Below are 17,436 nucleotides of genomic sequence, written 5' to 3'. Positions count from 1 at the left end.
CCCAACACCCCCCCAATCACCCTGGGAGGGGGGGGGAGGCAGGTGGGACGCGAGAGCGGACAACGGGGCAACCCCCCCAAAACCCCCCCCCCCCCCCCCCCCCCCTCCTCTCCTCCCCCCCCCCCCCCCCCCCCCCCCCCCCCCCCCCCCCCCCCCCCCGGCCCTCGGTGCGTTCAGGGGATAGGTGGTTAGGCGATCGCGACGGCGCACAGTCGTGCGTTGGAGCGCAGGCTGCGCAGGTAGGCGCATGCCTGGTTGAGGAAGCGGAGCCGGTCGGCGACGGAGGCGCTGGGCGCGATGAGTAGCCGGCCGTCGGTGGTGATCAGCGCGTCGCCGATCAGCGCGAGGCGCCAGTAGAGCCCGACGTATGTGCCTTCACCGGCTTGGTAGACGGGCAGCTCGTAGGGGTCGAACGAGTGGGCGAGCATCGCCAGGACTCGGGGCTGCTGCTCGAAACGGCGGCGGGCCTCGTTGAGGGTGACCTTGCCCGGGTCGGCGAGGTGCTGGGCGAGGTAGTCCTCCCATGGGCGGGCGGGCCTGGTGGTGGCGCCGATGTGGGCGTTCCACGCGCGCCATCGTCGGGCGGCGTCGTGGGCGGCCTTCGCGGCGGTGCCGGTCAGGTCGAGGCGGCTCTTGCGGCCCCCGGCGGCGATGGTGACCGCGCCGAAGCGGCGGGCGGCGTCGAGCAGGTGGTAGCCGAAGAAGCGGGTCAGCCAGCCGATGAGGCGGCGGTGACGGACGTGGTAGCGGCGGGCGGGGGTGCCGTCGGCGTGCAGATGGTCGTGGACTTTCTCCGAGGCGGCGAACCAGTCGGAGTCTTCGCCGGCGGCGAAGCAGACGGTGACGACCTGGAGGGTGAGCGGTCTGGGGGTGGGCATGACAGGGTGCTCCCTTCGCGAAGGAACGGGCATGAATGGGCGCGCGGTGGTGTCACCGGATCGCGGCGTCTGAGCCAGGGAAGCTGCCCTGAGAGAGGGTGCGGGGCGTGGATCACGAGCCGACCGCAAAGGGTGGGCTGCCGGTGATGCCGCGGGCGCGGGCAGATCCGAGAAGGACAGACGGGCGGCGGTGCGAGCAAAAGGTGAAGCTGCACCGTAGCTTCGTGACCTGACAGCACAAGCCCGATCAGACATCACGGCCATGCCGGTGACCTGCGCTGACAGGAGCAGCCGCGCAGCTGTCAGGGCCTGTCAGAGTGCGAAGACGTCGTCGTCGTAGTTCGGGTTGTCCGCTACGGGCTGGCCGTGGTCGCTGGGCAGGTCGGGGAGGCGGACTCTGCTGGTGGCGCCGACCGGCAGCCAGACCGGCTCGCCGGGATCGTCGTTGCGGGTGGCGGTCGCAGCCGGTACGTCGTCGCCCCGCGTGTGCAGGAGCTGGTGGAGGTGTTCTTCGCGTTGCTCGCTGCCGAGCCAGAACAGCACCGGGTAGCGGGGCCCGCCGCGATGGGTCAGCTGCGCGTACCGGTCGAGCTTGGCCGCCACCCGGCCCAAGGGTTCGGTGCCGGTGTCGGCTTCCAGGAAGAACCCCACCGTGGCGTCGCCGACGCTCCACAGGCCGTGTCCGTCAGCGGTGATCGTCCGGAACCGTTTCGTGGTTGTCGTCTCGGACCACCACCGGTCCAGCCGCGCCTCGGGATGCTCGCGGGCGTGCGCGGTGAGGCGGACGAAGAACTCGTTGGCAGTGAGCAGGTGGGTCAGGTGCGGGTTGGCCGACAGCCGGTGCGTGGTCTGCCGGCTCGCCCGCAGGGTGGGCTCGGGCCGCTGGTGGGCGGCGGCCTGGAAGCGGTGCCCCTGGTGGCCGAGCGTCCAATGCCATGGTTGGCTGCCGCCTCCGGCGCGGGCGAACCGGAACCGGTCCACCAGGCCCAGGGCGGCCAGCTCGCCGAGCCGGATCTGACAGGTCCGGCGGGCGTGGAACAGCATGCGGTGGATGTGGTCGGTGGTCAGGACCTGGTGGTCGTCGAGCAGCTGAAGCAGCCGGCGGTCGCGGCTGGTGATGTGCGGGTAGATGGCCAGCAGGCCATTAGAGCGTGATTGCGGCATAGAGGTTCACCCCGTGGAGAGAGAATCCCGTAGGGAGTCTGGATGAGTCGATCTTGTCGGTCCGAGCCCGCCGTGGCCGGGTTTAGGCAGGTCGGGCGGCTGACAGTCCGGACGGTGCGGGCTCGTGTGGGACCTCGTGTCGTGGACACCCCCAAACGAGCCCCCGATGCCGCACCCAGCCGAGCCCCCGCACGAGACAACAGATTCAGCGGTCGCGGGAATCCATGCGGCGCCTCATGGCCGTGCGAGCGAGTTGCTGCATCGGCGGCTCACCGTCGCCGCGCCGGTGGGCGGTAGCGCATTCCTGCCGGACCGCCGTCGCCTCACCCACGACCGGCGGGGGCGGGTTGGTGGTGAAGGTGAACCCCGGCAGCTCCCGGTTGCCGACCAAGAGCCGCGCGGCGGCGGTGTAGACGTCGAGGTGGGCGAGGTCGTGCTCGTCCAGTTCGGGTTTGGTGTGCCGGGACAGCTCCCGCGCGTCAGCCGGATCGACCGTGAAGAACACCTTCGACCGGGCGTTGGCCGACACCGCCGCCGCCACGTCCTTCGGTAGCTGCGCCAGGTCCTGGTGGGCCAGCACCAGCCCGAGCCGGAACCCCCGCGCCTCGGCCAGCATGTCCCCGACGCTGCCCGGCAACGTCAGGAAGTTCTGACACTCGTCAAGGTAGAGGCAGGCGTCCTTGCGCTGGTCCTCCGGGACGGTGGCGCGGGCGATGGCGGCCTGCCACACCCGGGCGACGATCAGCGAACCGAGGATCCGGCTGGTCTCCTCGCCGAGGATGCCTTTGGGCAGCCGGCACAGCAGCACCCCGCCGTTGAGGATCGCGCCCATGTCAAAGGAGCTATGGGCGTTGCCGATAACGCCCTTGACGAAGTCCCGCAGCAGAAACGCTCGCAGCCGGGCAAGGACGGGAGCGATGACCTGGCCCCGGAACTGCTCATTGATGCCGTCGTACCAGAGCCAGAACCCGCCGAGCCCGTCCGGGTCGTCCAGGCCGTGGGTGAACCTGGCCCGGAACTCCCGGTCCTGCAACAGCGACGGCACCAGGCTCAGCGTCGGTTTCGCATGCCGCATCAGCGTCAGGCACGCCACCCGCATCGTGTCGTCCATCCGCGGACCCCACTGACCCTGGAATATCTTCGCGAAGATCCCCACCAGGTTGTCCACCGCCAGATGCCGATCACCGCCGTCGTCGAGGGGGTTGAAGCAGGCCGGGTTCTCCTGGTCCGGGTCGATCAGCGCGATCCTCTTCGCATACGACGCGGGCAGCCGGTCGAGGATGTCGGTGATCAGATCCCCGCGCGGGTCGACGACCACCGTCCCACGGCCGGCATGAATGTCGCCGAGGATCATGTTCAGCAGCAGCGTGGACTTCCCGACACCGGTCTTACCGACCATGTGCACATGCTGCCGGGCGTCAGTTACCCGCAGGCCGACGCTGTGGCGGCCGACCTGCGAGCGGCCGAGCACCTTCACACCCCGGCCGCCCGACGGCACCTGCACAGGCGCCGGCACGGCCTTGGCCCGCGCCCGGTCCAGGCCCGGCACGGCCAGGTCCTGCGGCAGCGCGGCCAGAGAAGCCAACTCCGGCACGGTCGCCAGGAACCCGCGCCGCAGCCTGCGCCCGGCGAGGGTGGCCACCGGCCGCGGCATTCTCATGCCCCGCAGCCGGTTCGGGCCGGTGTAGGTGGCGGCGGCCGAGGCGATGGTGTGCCGCAGCCCGACCAGGCGCGAGCGGATCTGCGCAGCCCGGTGCTTGTCGGGTGGTGTCTTGTCCGCGTCGGCCGCTACCGCGAACCGCACCGCGACCTCGAAATGCGGCACCCGCACGGCCTTCTCGACGACCGTGCGGGCGTCGGCGCCGGCCACCGGGTCCCGCTCGACCGCCCGGCCGGCATGCGCTGGGGTGCGCGGCCGGGGCGAGCCGGGGCCGAACATGTCCAGCAGCCACAGCAGAGGCTCGACGGCCAGCCGCGCCGCCCAGGAAACGGCGCGGGCGGCCACATTGGGCCGTCCGTGGGGATGAGTGCCGGCGGCCGCCGCCGCTCGGCGGGCGGCGCGCACGCGGCGGGCGGGTGCCGGACGGGCCAGGATCTGCACGCACGCGTGTTCACGGTGGCGAACCTGCGCGCAGGCGGCGATCAGCGCCCGCAGCGGGTCGGCATCATGGTCGCTGCGCAGCGGCAGCACATCGCTGCGCTGCGGCCAATGCGCCCCACCCACCTGCTCACCCACCGCCACTGGGATCGGGGCGGCCGCGTCGGCGACGGTCAGGGTGGCGGCGGGCCAGGCCGCGCCGACAGCGGCCTCGACCGCGCCGGAGGGCACCGTGCCGGGCACCCAGACTCGGATGGTCAGGGCGCGGCCGCTCCAGGTGTACTCCCACCCGACGTGCGGGATGCCCAACAGGCGCTGCTGCCACACCGGCGGCGTCAGCACGCCGGTGAGAGTGGTCCAGAACGCGGCGGCGGCCTCGGCGGTGACCTCCGGCGGGGCGGCGATGGTCAACCACCGCGCGCCGGCCGCGAACCGCCGATGCCGCCAAGCGAGAACCCGATCATTCGCGACCGCCGCGCCGACGACCGAGGCGGCAGCGAGGACGCCGAGCCACGGCCGGGCGACAGTCCAGTGCCAGAGCTCGGCGGGCCAGACCGCGGCGGTCGTCATGTGTCCTCCCCGATGCCGGTTACCGGAACTACCAAGAGTTGGTCGCTGCCGATGCTTTTGGTGAGGCGTGAAGTCCGCGGCCAGTACTTCGATCTGGCCTTGCTCGTTAGCCGCACGGGTGATTGACGGATAGTCAGGGATTCTGGCGTGTCGTTTGTTTTCATGACTTCCTGTCACTCTCTTTGATCGTTGGAGGGGTGCGGGGCTGGCTGTCGTGCGTTCGTTGGGTTCGCCGCATCGGCTCGGGCCGGCCGAGGCTCAGGCCGACTACGAGCAGGAGCTGGTGTATCAGGACCTGCTGGCGTGCGTAGGCTTCGGGACCTGTGGCAGCGGCATCAGCGGCGATCGATCGATGTTGTTCGAGTTCATCCACTTTTTTGGCCGGTCGGTTGGACCGCGAAGGGTTGCCACCTGCCCATTCGCGGGGCACGGCATGATCGCGTTCGACCACGGGGACTGCGGCCCTGACGGCGAGCCGCGAGTAGTCCACGTAGATCGGGAGTGGGGTGTCAACTGCTGCCCGTTGAGTGTTCTTTGGGTGTGGGAAGCGCTCTGCTGTCCTGAGTGGATCTGCGGAAATGTCTACTCCGGCCGATACTGATCACGAGAGGGTGAGTGGATGTGGGTGTGCGGACGGTGCAGGCGTATCGTTTCGCGCTTGATCTCACCCCGGCTCGGGAGCGGTCGGTGCTCGCGCATCTTGGTGCGGCGCGTATGGCGTACAACTGGGCGTTGGCTCGGGTGAAGGCGGTGTGGGATCGGCGGGCGGCGGAACGTTCCTACGGCGTCCCCGAGGAGGCGCTCACCCCGGGGGTGGGTTGGTCGTTGCCGGCGTTGCGTAGGTCGTGGAACGCGGCCAACGGTGAGGTGGCGCTGTGGTGGCGGCAATGCTCGAAGGAGGGGTTCAACACCAGCCTGGACGCGCTGGCCCGCGCCTTTGAAAAACGGGTCGGACTGCCGTAGCGGTAGACGTGCGGGTCGCAAGGTCGGTTTTCCGCGATTCAAGTCCAAGCACCGCTGCACCCCGGCGGTTCGGTTCACCACCGGCGCGATCCGCGTCGAGCTCGACCGTAAGCATGTGGTGCCGCCCCGGCTGGGCCGGCTGAGGCTGCACGAGTCGGCGCGCAAGCCGGCCCGCCGGCTGGACAACGGCACCGCCCGGATCATGTCCGCCAAGGTGCGCCGTGACGGCGTCCGGATGCAGGCACCCGCGATCCGGTTACCTTCCGTGACGAGCGCTTCGCGGCCACGAGAGTGAGGCTGATCTTGGCTGGATTGATGTCGGCCGGAGTTGTCGTATCCGGGCCGCGTTGTTCGTAGCTAGTGTGAGCGGCCGCCCACGAGGGCGCGGTCACGAGCAAAGGAGATGCCGACCGATGCAGCACCCACGGACCAAGATCCACCGCATGTTCGAGCTCGTCGAGCCGATCGCCACCGTCACCTTCTCCGAGGTGCCGAACGGGGCGTTCCTGGCCTTGGGTATGCGCAACTACTGGGACGGGTACTTCGCGGGCCGGGCCGCGCCGCTGGGCCTGGCGCCGGCCGAGGTGGTGCATGCGGTCTTCTACAACTTCGCCGACGGCGAGGTGGCGCGCCACATCCCGTGGGTCTGGGGGAAGACCACATAGGGCTCCACACTGATCCGGTCACGCGGCTGGTGGCGTCAGGCCCCTTTATCAGTACGGCATGTAGCGGCATCATTACGAGATGGCTCGCAGGTCGCGTCGAGGGTTGTACGCGGTGTTCACCGTCGCTGCTTTGGCCCTGGTCGTCGCCTTCGGGACGCGGTTCGGCTGGTGGCGGGCGTTCGGTGACCCGGAGAAGGGCGCTTGGCCGTGGATCGAGGCTACCGGTTGGATCGTGGGCGCCGTCTCCGGCACCCTCGGCGCCGTCTTCGGCGGCGCGTCCCTGGTGATCACGCTGCGTTCGATGCGGAAGGAGGTCGACCGGGCCGCGCCGGCACCTCAGCTGCGGCGAGATCCTTCACTGCTCGACCGCGACAGCGAGTACGAGCGCCTACGCGACCGGCTGACTGAAGGCCCGTGGGGCGTCGTTGCCGTCACCGGCCCGCCCGGCATCGGTAAGACAAGACTGGTCGACGCGGTGCTCGACGAGGTGAGGGCTGCCGACAGGACCGTTCGGGTGTACAAGCATGACGCGGTGCCGTACGGCCGGCTGGACGTGCGCTACCTGATCGCGGATCTTGAGGGCCGGCACGGCAGGCCCGCCGTGCTCCGGCCGGGCGAGTCACTGCTCGGCCGCCTGGAAGCGGCGTTGGAGGGGACGGAGCTGAGGCACATCGTCATCGTCGTCGACTCCGCCCAGCACCTCGTCGTCCCGGGCGATCGCAGGCACGTCGACCTTCAGCTCGACGAGGCGCTGGAAGCGTTCGCCACCGACCATCGGCACCGAGTGGCTGTCGTGCTCCTCAGCCGGGATCCGCTGGAGGCTCGGACCCGTGGCACATGGTCCACGGTGGATCCGCCGATCGCTTTGGGGCGCCTACCGAAGCCGGACTTCGTGAGCCTTTTGCGCGCCTGGGACAAGCGGGGCCGGCTCGGGCTGACTGATCTACCCCCGGCGGACCTGACGATGCTGTACAGGAAGCTGCACGGCAATCCGCGCTGTGCCCAGCTGATGCAGGCGATCATCACGCACTCCGAGCCCGCCGTCCGGGTAGCTACCCTCCTCGCGAGCGTCGCGCAGATGGAGCCGGCGGACGCGCCGCGGCGCCTCGCCGACTTTCTGTGCCAGCACCTGCCCGCGCCCCGCCGCCGCGTCATCGAGGCGCTCGCCGCCTTCGCGACACCAATCGAGGCCGCCGGGGTGACCGCGGCGCTCGCTGGCAAGGCCACCCGGGATGAGGTCGAGGGCATCCTGGAGGTACTGGCGGAAACCGAGTTCGTCACCGCGACACAAAGCGGGCTGTACCACCTGGAGGTGACTGACGCCGACGCGTTGCTTCCCAGAGACGCCGGGAAGCGGCGCGTCCTGCTGCGACGCGCGGCAGACGTGCTGGGGCGGCGGCGCGTGGCAGAGCCACGCGACATCGATGATCTCCACATCCACTTCGCTCAGATGCGTGTGCTGCTCAGGAGTGGGTGGTATCCGGTGGCCTACGACGTAATCGAGCTGACTGCCGACATCCTGAATGAGTGGAACTGCGGCTTCCTGCTATTCGACCAGCGCCTGGAAGTCTGCGGCAAGCTCGGCGATCCGGTCCTGGAGATGGCCAACGACAACGAGCTGGGTGACCTATATGGACGGCGTGGAGACTTCGACGGGGCCAGCCAGGCGTACGGCCGCGCGCTGGACCGGGCGAAAAAGATCGGCACTCCCGAAATCCGCACCAAGATCCGCGCCAACCTTGGCGCGATGTACTGGCAGAACGGCGACGCCGAGTCCGCCTACAACTACTACGAACAGGCGCGGTCGGAGGCGCAGGCACAGGGCGCGTTGGTGGTGCTGATAGGTACGCTCGAAGGGCTGGCCGACTGCCACCGGCGCTGGGGACAGTACGACCAGGCCTTGGGCCGCGCGGAGGGGGCGCTCGCTATCGCGGCGCGCCCTGACTTCGCGGACGCATCTGGTGCCGGAGGCGACGGCTACGCGCGGATGATCCGTATGCTGTTGCGGCTCGCCCGCTGGCATACCGAGATGAAGGACCCCGACCGGGCCGAAGAGTACATCGAGGACGCCGAGCAGGCGGCGGCATCCCGTGCGGACGATTGGCGGTTGGTCGCCTGCCGGGATGCCCGCGCCGACCTCCTGCTCGCGCAGGGCAGGCTCAGCAAGGCGATCGAGATGGCGAACGACGCGGTCGAGCAGGCGGTGCGAGTGCACGATCCGGTGACCATCCTGCAGGCCCGCACCACTCTAGCCATGGCGTATCTGACACGGGACGAGGTCGGGACAGCCAGGCAGCACATCGAGAAGGCGGACCGGTACCGGCGGGACGGGCAGGCCCTCATCGTGCTCGCGCTGCGGGCGCTCACGACCCAGGAGTCGGATCCTGTCGCCGCCGGGCGTCTCTTCGACGACCTCGCCGGGCAGGCGCGCAGGCGGATCGATCGGGACGGGCGTGACTTCGGCGCCCGCCACATGTTGGGGTTCGCCATCTGTGGCCAACGCCTGAACACGAGCGAGTCACTCCGCCCCGCCCACCACGAGTTCACGGTAGCCAACGACGCGACCAAGGCGGCCGCACCATACCTCCGCGAACGGATGCAGATGCTGGTGAGCCGGCTCGATGGTTACGCCCAGCGGCCCGGTGGGCTGCGGCCGGTGCTCGACGTGCTGGCCGACACCGGGTCACGGCCGGCGGGATAACCGATCGGCGGCGGGCGGAAGCCATCCGAGCTCCTGTGCCCGCAGGACCGCTTGCATCCTCGTCTGCACGCCCATGTCCCGGTACAGCGACCGCAGCATCCGAAACATCGCACGCTCCGAATAGCCGACGCGACCGGCCAGCTCAGCCACCGTCGTACCGGCCGCGAGTTGGCGTAACCAGGACAGCCGTTCCTCCACAGGCCGATTCGGCGAACCGCCGCTCGGCAGGCTCGCACTGGCCAGCGCGGTGAGCACCTCGGCAGGCAGCACGGCCAGACCGTCAGCGGTTGCCTCCACGGTCCGCAACACCGCCTCCCCCTCGGAGCCTCGGGACAGTACGGACGTGGCGCCGGCCCGCACTGCCCGAACACCCATGCTGGGTGTTTGTTCCGCCCTCTGCTCCTCTAGCAGCGCCACGACGTGGGCGGACCCGGCGTCGTGCAGCGCACCGAGCAGATCCCAGCTCTGCTGGGACGACAGCGTGACCAGGACGACCGCAGGCTGGCGGGAACGCGCCCACGCCAGGACGTCCTCCGGTGTCTCGACCCGGTGACCGGCAGGAGACAGCACGGTCGCGACGCCTCGCCGGAACATCGGGAGGGGATCGACGACCGCGACATGGACCACCACCGGCAAGAGCTAAGCATCTACCGTCGAGGAGTAGATGGACCGCCGCGCCCGGGCAGGATCGTGCCGCATTCACGTCTCCATCCCGCCGCAGCCTGGCATGGACCGGCATCGGCGCTCGTCCTTAGCGTGGTCACGTGGATGACCCCACCGGAGGTCCGCATGGTCCATGACGACGACACCAGCGAGCCGGCGCATAACGTCATCCGCGACGGCGACTTGGCGCCTGCCGAACGGCCGGCCGACCTGACCGATGCAAAATACAACTACATCAAGAGAATCGCGATCGATGAGCCCAGCTGGGGGCCGCAGCAGATTTACGAGTGGATCCGCGAGGAACCGAACCGGCACGATATCACTCGCGCGATGGTCTACTACGTCCTGAAGTGGGAACGGCCCGCGAGGCAGCCACGTCCCGCCCACCCTCCGGTCGCTCGGCGGCCGGGCACCAACATTTGAGACCGATCCCACCGATGGGGCTCGTGGCAGTCCGCGCGACGCGGCAGATCGATCAGGAACCTCCACACGGCGCAGCGTCCGGGCAGCTCGTTCACGGGACAACAGACGCACTCTCCTCGGCAAAAGCGGATGTGGCCCCTGCCCTATTGAAGGGATTCTGCGTAACGCAGGGTTACCGTTCATGCGGCGACGGCCGATCCCGCGGCCCCGTCAAGGCAGTCCTCACCAGCACAGCCGCTGCGCGAGCGGCTGGCCGCTCCCACAGTGAGCAACACACGTCGCGCCCCCTAGCCTCACCCGCGTCGACGGCTCAGCCGGCCCACCGACGCGTCCAGCCGGCCGGTTGACCTGCCTGAAGTTCCCTGAACTCTGGGATGTCCTCCGCGCACTCGGGGAGCACCCCGGAGTTCAGTCGCCATCACCGATCAGATTCCTCCAACTCGAAGCCTGTCAGGGCGATCTTGTGCTCGGCGACCGATCCGAGGGCGCGGAACGGAATCCGGCTGTGGCCGGCGACGAGCAGGCCCTCGCCGCGCGGCGCCGACAGCAGCAGCCGCGATTCCCCGGCGGTCAGGTTGAACGCCTCGCTGACGGCGTCGATGGACTGTGTGCTCTGGCGCATCAGCACCTGGGTTGCCGCGTTGGACACGACGGCGAGACCAAGGTCGGTCGACAGCACGTCGGCGGCGTCCTGGGTGATGACGCACAGGCCGGCGGATCGCTTGCGGGCGGCCTTCGCCATCCGGAACAGGAACCGCGCGCCTTCGCCGTCGCGCATCAGCAGCCACGCTTCGTCCACCACCACGAGCTGCCGCCGCCGGGTATTCGTGGCGGGAGTGTCGATGCCCGACCAGATCGAATCCAGGGCCAGCAGGGTGCCTACGGTGCGCAGCTCGTCGGGCAGGTGCCGCAGCGACCACACCACCAGATGCCCCTTTGGAGGGGTGGTGGTCGGGCCGTCGAACAGGCTGGCGAAGTTCCCGACCGTCCAGGGGGCGAGCCGCACGGCGAGCTGCCCGGCCGCGGGGTCATTGTCAGCGGCGAGCACCTTGGCCAGGTCCCGCAACAGCGGGGCAGGTTTCGTCCAGGTGGTCGGGTCGGCGTTGATCCCGGCCCGGTTGTAGGTGTTGGTGATGGCCCGATCGAGAGCGGCTCGTTCGGCCGGCGGGGGAGTCGCGCCGAGCATGACGGAGATCAGCGTGTGCAGGTACAGCCCGCGCCGGGTCAGGGTGTCGGGCCGGTTGTCGGCGGGCAGGTCGAGAGGGTTGATGCGCACGCCTGGTTGGCCGAGCTGCACGACGGTGCCGCCGACGTGCTCCGCGAGGGGCGCGTACTCGTCCTCCGGGTCGATCACGCTGACGGCGGTGCCCTGGAAGAGGTTGCGCAGCACCTCCAGCTTGACGAAGTACGACTTCCCGGCACCGCTGCGCGCCAGGACCACGCTGTTGTGGTTGTCCTGCGCCCACCGGTTCCAGATCAGCACCCCGTTGCTGGTGGTGTTGACCCCGTAGAGCACGCCCTCGGGCGGGGCGACCGTGCCGGGGCAGGGGGCGGCGAGGTCGGCCGAGGCGAGGGGGAACGCCGCTGCGAGGGCGGTGGTGTCGAGGATGCGGCGCATCCGTAGCGGGTCCACGCCGACGGGCAGGGTGGAGATCCAGCCCTGCTGGTGGCGGAACGTCGCCGGCTGCAACTCCAGAAGCACTGACGCGGCGGCGGACTTCACGCCGGCGGTGACGGTGGCAAGTTCGTCGAGGGTACGGGCGTGGATGGTGACGTAGATGCCGACCTCGAACAACTTCGCCGCCCCACGGGCGACGCGCTCGGCGAGGTCGGCGGCATCCGCCGCTGCCGCCTCCACCATCGGATCGCCCAGGCGGCCCCGGTCGGCATCGAGGCGGCGGGAGGATTCGAGGCGGGCGCGTTGACGCTTGAGCATCGGCGCCGCCAGTTGCGGCGGCACCGGGCCCAGGTGCACGGCGACGTCGACCCGGCCGGGGTAGGACAGAAGCGGGTCGAGCCAGGCGGGGCCAACCTCGGCGGGGTAGCCGCAGACGGCGTAGGTGGCGGCGTACCCGTCGCCGACCTGCACGTGTGATGGGGTGACCGACAACGCGGCCGGGGAGGGCATGCCGTCCCGGGCCGCGACGCTCTTCCTCTTGGGTTTCAACAGGTTCACGAGGTGCTCCCTAGGGTGATCGGGGCGCCGGGCACCGCGCGAGGGCCAGGCGGCGGGGGAGAGAACGGATCGACCGCGGCCGCGAGCGCGGAGGCGACCGCCGGCCCGTCCAGCGCGGCGGCTTCCACACCGAGCCCGGACAGGGCGCGCACGGCGCCCTCGGCGGCGTGCGCGCCGGTGACGACGGCCAGTACCTGGCGGCGCAACGGATCCCGCTGGCTGTCGAGGTCGAGGAGGAAGTCGGCGTAGTCGGTGGCGGCGGTCTGCAACGCCGGGTGTGGCAGGCGCGGCGCGTGGTCGAGCGTCGCCTGCGCGTAGACGGACAGGTCGTGCCGCTGCGCGGCAACGACGATCTGCGCCGGCCCGGTCAGACTGTTGAGGAACCGGCCGAACCCGTCCAACAGCGCGCCCTGCTCACCACCGGTGCGCAGGTGAATGTTCGTGGTACCGCAAGCGATCAGCACCCTGTCGCTGCCCTCACTGGTGAGGACTCCGGCCTGGCTGACCGACGTGACCGGCGAGCGCAGCGGCGCCGGGACGCTCGGCTCACCGGCGACGACGGCGACCGAGCTGGCCCGAGCCGTACCCGGGGCCAGTGTTCGCGGGCTATGGGACAGGGCGAAGCCGTGCCGTAGCCACACGTCCAGGGGCAGGCCGTCACGGCGGCCGAGCGCCACCACGATCGCGACGGCGAACACGATGACCCCGGCGACGACCCACGCCACCGGCGGCAGCAGGTGTCCGAAGGCGCGGTAGAGACCGAACCCGGCCAGACCGACACCGCCGATGATGCCGAGCTGCCGGAAGGTGAGCCCGAACGCGATGCGGTCGGGCTCGTTGACGTTGGCCGGGACGACAGCGCGCGGAGTGTTGTCCTCGTGGGTCATCGCCCACCTCGCATGGCGGTACGCCCGATTCGGCCGAGCGGCAGGTGACGGGTGACGCCCTGGACGAACATCGCGCGCAGCAGAACCCCGCCCGCGTTCGGCGACCCCGCCCGGGTTGCATAACGCCGCATCATGCCCGGGATTTTGATCGTGACCCAGAGCACGACGATGACGAGCATGAGGTTCAGCGCGTCCGAGCCGGGCAGGCCGAGCAGGATGGGCAAGTTCGACTTCGGGTCGATGACCAGGTCGACGCCGGCCGAGAACGCGACCGCCTGCAGGGCCGGTGTGGCCAGGCAGCCCAGGAGGCTGCGCCACCACAGCTGCGCGGCACCCTGCGTCCACGGGGTGGCGTAGCAGGCCAGCGCCACCGGCGCGATCCCGGCCAGGACGACCAGCACCCCGATCCGCACCAGCCAGGTGCCGACGAGCATGAACATCAACACGACGATGAGCAGTCCGATGACGGTCATCAGCAGGGCGGCGCTCTGGTCGGTCATCGCCGAGGCCAGGCGCGCCCGAACGAAGGTGACGGCCTCGGTGGTCGGCGCGGAGGCACCGGTCAACGACACCGCCAGTGTGTTCGCGACGTCGATGAGCACACCGGTCAGCGGGACCGCGAATGCGGACAGGACGAACCCGACGACAAGCCGGGGGAGCAGCTCCTTGATGCTGTAGCGCATCTGCACCGAGTCGCCGAGCATCGCGGCGACGCCCACGGCGATGATCGCGAGGATGAAGCAGGCGTTGACGACCACCGCAGCTTTGCTGGCGATCGAGGTCACCTGCGGCAGGACGGTGACGTCCGGCGATACGAAGATGGAGGAGGCCAGGAAGGCCAGCAGGCCGCCGAGAAGGTCGGTGACCTTCTGGGCGAGCCAGCTGACCAGGCCGTTCATCAGCCAGTCGACCACGGTGGCCGCCTCAGCCGCCGAGGATGCCCTGCAACACCTGCAGGACCACCGGTGCCAGTACCGCCAGGGCGTAGCCGATCAGGGCGGACTTGAAGTTGCCCTTGGCCTGCTCGACCTGGGCGGGGTCGCCGCCGGCGGCCATGTAGCGAAGGCCGCCGATGACCAGGAACATCGTCGCGACCAACGCGATGATGCCCATGATCCAGCCGGTGATGTTGGAGATGACCTGAGCAATCGAGTTGGGGCCCCCGCCGCTGTCAGGGGTAGGCGCGGCTAGGACCAGGTCGTTGAGGACAGAGATTGTGTACATGTTGCGGCCCTCCATAGGGATCTGCGGGCCGCCGCGGCGGGGACCGGACAAAGGGCCGCGCTGGTCCGGTGGGGGGCGCTCCTCTCTTGCATCAGAAAGGTTGCGGTGTCAGTACGCCGCGCCAGCCATGCCGAACCCGTTGGCCCCGCCGAGAGGAGTGGTCCCCACCGGGCGGGCATGTCGTGGATGACATGCACCGCCCAGATCTCGGCTGTCAGGCCGATCGAACTCGTCGCCGATCTGTCACGACCTGACGTAACCGGGCAGCGACTCATGTTGCCGTTTCCGAGTCGTGGACAACGAAAGGCCGCCCCGGGCGGACCGGGGCGGCCTCGTGTCGCGATGCGCGCAGACGGTGGTTACGCCGCCCGGGTGGCGTCGCCGCGGCGGGACGAGGGGATCGACAGATCGCCTCGCGTGACCGCTGCGGCTACGACGCGCTCGGCGCGGCGGCGGCGCATGCGCAGGGCCGACGCGGTCACGCCCTGCTCGGCGGCCAGGTGCTCGATCAGTGCGTCGCCGAAGCGGGTCGCGCTGATCAGCTCGGCGGCGTCGTCGGTGATCAGGCCGGCGGCGGCTGCCCGGCCGAGCAGCAGGTCCGGGTGCCCGTAGGGCAGCCTCGGCGAATGCGAGCCGCTCGGCAGGTCCAGCGGCAGTTCCTGCCCGTCGTCGGCCTTGACGACCGCGGTACCTGCGCGCCACGCCGCCCAGCACAGTCGCAGCCACAGCCGGGGCGGGGCGAGATCCGCCGTGCGCAGTGCGTGGAGGAACCCGGCGAGGACTTCGGAGTCAACGTCGTCGGCGTGCTGAGCATGGCCGCGGCTGATCTTCGCCGCGAGGTGCGTCAGCGCGGGCAGCGCCACACCGATCGCGCCGACCATCCAGGCCGGTCCCCGCCGGCGGGCGTGGTGGGCCAGCTGCCGCCACACCTCGTCGGTGATGTCGCTGTCGTGGCGCCCGTACAGCAGCAGCTTGCGCAGCTCGTCCAGCGGTATCGTCGCGTCCGGCAGGCCCGGTATTGGCCGGGCGTCGAACACCAGCGGCGCGGGTTCGCAGGTCAGCAGCTCGAACGCCTTCTCGGCGGTGGTCAGCGCCGTTTCGGCCGTCCTCGTACGGGTGGTCGGTGCCATGGTGATGTCCCCTCGACGCAAGGGCCTCGCCCTGTGCGAAGGCTCCGAGACGTCGATTGGGGCAGCCCGACCTGACACCACGAGCGCTTGTCAGACCGGGACAGGGCGTGTCGGGTGGTGTCAGGTTCGCCGCCGCGACCGCCCGCGCAACCTTGGCCGGCGGCCGGGATGACCGGTTCTGTTAGCCCGGGGGCGGGTTCGATCTGCCTGTCAGCGGCGCATTGGGAGTGTCAGTACGCCCGCCGGTCCGGGGGCCACCACGCCCATGACCGACAGAATTCCACGCCGCGCACCGGTCCCCGTGGGGGATGTGGTGCCCGGTGACCCGCCCGTGCCGATCACCGTCTGGCCGGTCCCCGCCCCACAGGACGGCGAGACCATGTCCAACGCGATGGGTGTGCGGCTGGTCCACAACCTCACCCACCCATCCGATCTCATCATCGACCTGGCCGTCGGGCCGCAGCTGGCCCGCGCGGTCATCGCCACGCACCGCCGCAGCCACCTGCACGCGGCCCGGCAGTTCGGCTGGGGCCGGGAGGCCGCGACGCTGATCGTCACCGGCTGGCCGCTGGACGACACCACCTCGCCGGTCCAGTTCTTCGCCCGCTGCCGGGCCAGCCTCGCGCCCGGTGGCTGCGTGGCGGTGCTGCTGGCGCACGGCGACGTCACCGCACCGGTCGACGTCGTCATCGCCGCCAAGCGGGCCGGGCTGGCGTACCTGCAGCACATCGTGGCGGTCGACCGACCGCCTCAGCGTGGCCAGCAGGCGCAGCTGGACATCCACACCGACGTACTGATCCTGACCCGCAGCGCGACGGAGACCGGGAGCACCGATGGCTGAGCTCATGCCGGTCACCTCGGTGTGGCTGACCTGCCAACAGCCCGCCCGGGACCAGCGGCGAGGCCGCTACGTCCGGCAGACCTCCAGCCACCCTGGGAAGATGCTGCCCCACCTCGCCGCGCACGCGATCAGCTCGTACACCGCGCCGGGCGATCTTGTGTTCGACCCGATGTGCGGGTCCGGCACCACTCTGGTCGAGGCTATACACCTCGGCCGGCACGCGATCGGGATCGACATCGAACCCCGATTCACCGCCTTGGCCGGCGTCAACGTCGCCCTCGCCGCAAAGCAGGGCGCCGCCGGCGCAGCGAAGGTGCTCACCGGCGACGCCACCGGACTACTCGACATGGTGCCCGCGTCCGCGGTCGGCCGGGTGAGCCTCGTGCTCACCTCACCGCCCTACGGCCGCGGCACCCACGGCCTCGTGCAAACGACGAGCACCGGGGTACGCAAACGCCACCACCACTACGGGGACCGCGAGAGCGGCAACCTCGCCTACGCGGGATGGTCCCGCTTGCTTGGCGGGTTCGCCGCGATCCTGGCCGCCAGCAACCAACTGCTGCGCCCCGGCGGGACCGTGGTGATCACCTGCCGGCCGGTACGCCGCCAGCGCGACGACCTAATAGACCTGCCCGGCGAGTTCCTCGCTGTCGCACAGTCGGTGGGGCTGATTCCGGTGCAGCGGTGCGCGGCTATGCTCGCCGCCGTCCGCGACGGGCAGATCGTGCACCGGGCCAACATGTTCGGTCTCCTATCCGTCCGCCGAGCCAGGGACGAAGGCATCCCCGTGCACCTGGTGGCGCACGAGGACGTGCTGGTCCTTCGTCGCCGCTGACAGACCCCTGTCAGGGCCGCGACCTTCATCTGATCCCAAGGCCGCAGGTTCGAATCTTGCCGAGCGCACCACCGTCATCCCAGGTCAAGGCGGCCCGCAAAGCGGGCCGCGCCGGCCCCGGCCCCGGCCTGCTGGCGACCTTCGGCCCGTATCGGCCGGGCCGGCCGGCCACGCTGTCGGGCGATCAGGATCACGAGGACCTCGGGGCTCCGCCCCGA

Annotated in this window: 15 protein-coding genes; 6 read left to right on the top strand and 9 right to left on the bottom strand. The window is 70.2% G+C overall.

What is annotated here, in order from left to right; all coding sequences use genetic code 11:
* Nucleotides 1-188 precede the first annotated feature (188 nt).
* The 3 genes from ACZ6S5_RS30445 to ACZ6S5_RS30435 all read right to left on the bottom strand — a co-directional run bounded on the left by ACZ6S5_RS30445 (nucleotide 189) and on the right by ACZ6S5_RS30435 (nucleotide 4,710).
* On the bottom strand, nucleotides 189-878 hold the full coding sequence (locus ACZ6S5_RS30445) for a hypothetical protein (protein WP_466005670.1): 690 nt from the start codon (nucleotides 876-878) through the stop codon (nucleotides 189-191).
* 312 nt (nucleotides 879-1,190) lie between these two features.
* Nucleotides 1,191-2,042 (bottom strand): replication-relaxation family protein, encoded by an 852-nt coding sequence (locus ACZ6S5_RS30440; protein WP_466005669.1) that lies wholly within the window; start codon nucleotides 2,040-2,042, stop codon nucleotides 1,191-1,193.
* A 205-nt stretch (nucleotides 2,043-2,247) separates the two neighbouring features.
* Nucleotides 2,248-4,710 carry a DUF8128 domain-containing protein gene (locus tag ACZ6S5_RS30435; protein WP_466005668.1) on the bottom strand — a complete coding sequence of 821 codons (2,463 nt, stop codon included), beginning with the start codon at nucleotides 4,708-4,710 and terminating at the stop codon, nucleotides 2,248-2,250.
* Between the two features lie 687 nt (nucleotides 4,711-5,397).
* Between ACZ6S5_RS30435 and ACZ6S5_RS30430 the strand changes: the two genes are divergently transcribed.
* The 3 genes from ACZ6S5_RS30430 to ACZ6S5_RS30420 all read left to right on the top strand — a co-directional run bounded on the left by ACZ6S5_RS30430 (nucleotide 5,398) and on the right by ACZ6S5_RS30420 (nucleotide 9,039).
* Complete coding sequence (locus tag ACZ6S5_RS30430; RefSeq protein WP_466005667.1) at nucleotides 5,398-5,673, top strand: hypothetical protein; 276 nt, start codon at nucleotides 5,398-5,400, stop codon at nucleotides 5,671-5,673.
* Between the two features lie 413 nt (nucleotides 5,674-6,086).
* Entirely contained in the window at nucleotides 6,087-6,338 is a 252-nt protein-coding gene (locus ACZ6S5_RS30425) for a helix-turn-helix domain-containing protein (RefSeq protein ID WP_466005666.1), read from the top strand.
* Nucleotides 6,339-6,450: 112 nt separating this feature from the next.
* Entirely contained in the window at nucleotides 6,451-9,039 is a 2,589-nt protein-coding gene (locus ACZ6S5_RS30420) for a tetratricopeptide repeat protein (protein WP_466005665.1), read from the top strand.
* Here the strand turns inward: ACZ6S5_RS30420 and ACZ6S5_RS30415 are convergent.
* Nucleotides 9,022-9,669 (bottom strand): DNA-binding response regulator, encoded by a 648-nt coding sequence (locus ACZ6S5_RS30415; RefSeq protein WP_466005672.1) that lies wholly within the window; start codon nucleotides 9,667-9,669, stop codon nucleotides 9,022-9,024. The genes ACZ6S5_RS30420 and ACZ6S5_RS30415 overlap by 18 nt on opposite strands.
* Before the next feature lie 138 nt (nucleotides 9,670-9,807).
* Between ACZ6S5_RS30415 and ACZ6S5_RS30410 the strand changes: the two genes are divergently transcribed.
* Nucleotides 9,808-10,125 (top strand): hypothetical protein, encoded by a 318-nt coding sequence (locus ACZ6S5_RS30410; protein ID WP_466005664.1) that lies wholly within the window; start codon nucleotides 9,808-9,810, stop codon nucleotides 10,123-10,125.
* Between the two features lie 418 nt (nucleotides 10,126-10,543).
* On the opposite strand, the gene ACZ6S5_RS30405 is transcribed toward ACZ6S5_RS30410, so the two are convergent.
* From ACZ6S5_RS30405 to ACZ6S5_RS30385, 5 genes are all read right to left on the bottom strand, one after another.
* Complete coding sequence (locus tag ACZ6S5_RS30405) at nucleotides 10,544-12,253, bottom strand: VirB4 family type IV secretion system protein (RefSeq protein WP_466005671.1); 1,710 nt, start codon at nucleotides 12,251-12,253, stop codon at nucleotides 10,544-10,546.
* A gap of 44 nt (nucleotides 12,254-12,297) precedes the next feature.
* A complete protein-coding gene (locus ACZ6S5_RS30400; protein WP_466005663.1) occupies nucleotides 12,298-13,188 on the bottom strand; it encodes a PrgI family protein in 891 nt (296 codons plus the stop codon).
* On the bottom strand, nucleotides 13,185-14,102 hold the full coding sequence (locus ACZ6S5_RS30395; RefSeq protein WP_466005662.1) for a conjugal transfer protein TrbL family protein: 918 nt from the start codon (nucleotides 14,100-14,102) through the stop codon (nucleotides 13,185-13,187). Before ACZ6S5_RS30395 ends, ACZ6S5_RS30400 begins: the two co-directional genes overlap by 4 nt.
* Before the next feature lie 10 nt (nucleotides 14,103-14,112).
* On the bottom strand, nucleotides 14,113-14,412 hold the full coding sequence (locus ACZ6S5_RS30390) for a pilin (RefSeq protein WP_466005661.1): 300 nt from the start codon (nucleotides 14,410-14,412) through the stop codon (nucleotides 14,113-14,115).
* A 359-nt stretch (nucleotides 14,413-14,771) separates the two neighbouring features.
* Nucleotides 14,772-15,542 carry a hypothetical protein gene (locus ACZ6S5_RS30385; RefSeq protein WP_466005660.1) on the bottom strand — a complete coding sequence of 257 codons (771 nt, stop codon included), beginning with the start codon at nucleotides 15,540-15,542 and terminating at the stop codon, nucleotides 14,772-14,774.
* A 331-nt stretch (nucleotides 15,543-15,873) separates the two neighbouring features.
* Between ACZ6S5_RS30385 and ACZ6S5_RS30380 the strand changes: the two genes are divergently transcribed.
* Nucleotides 15,874-16,383, top strand: a complete 510-nt coding sequence (locus tag ACZ6S5_RS30380; RefSeq protein WP_466005659.1) for a hypothetical protein — start codon at nucleotides 15,874-15,876, stop codon at nucleotides 16,381-16,383.
* On the top strand, nucleotides 16,376-17,218 hold the full coding sequence (locus tag ACZ6S5_RS30375; protein WP_466005658.1) for a TRM11 family SAM-dependent methyltransferase: 843 nt from the start codon (nucleotides 16,376-16,378) through the stop codon (nucleotides 17,216-17,218). Before ACZ6S5_RS30380 ends, ACZ6S5_RS30375 begins: the two co-directional genes overlap by 8 nt.
* The last annotated feature ends 218 nt before the right edge of the window (nucleotides 17,219-17,436 follow it).

This window comes from Micromonospora sp. NPDC051924 (assembly GCF_055586005.1).
This window is presented reverse-complemented; position numbering and strand designations above follow the sequence as displayed.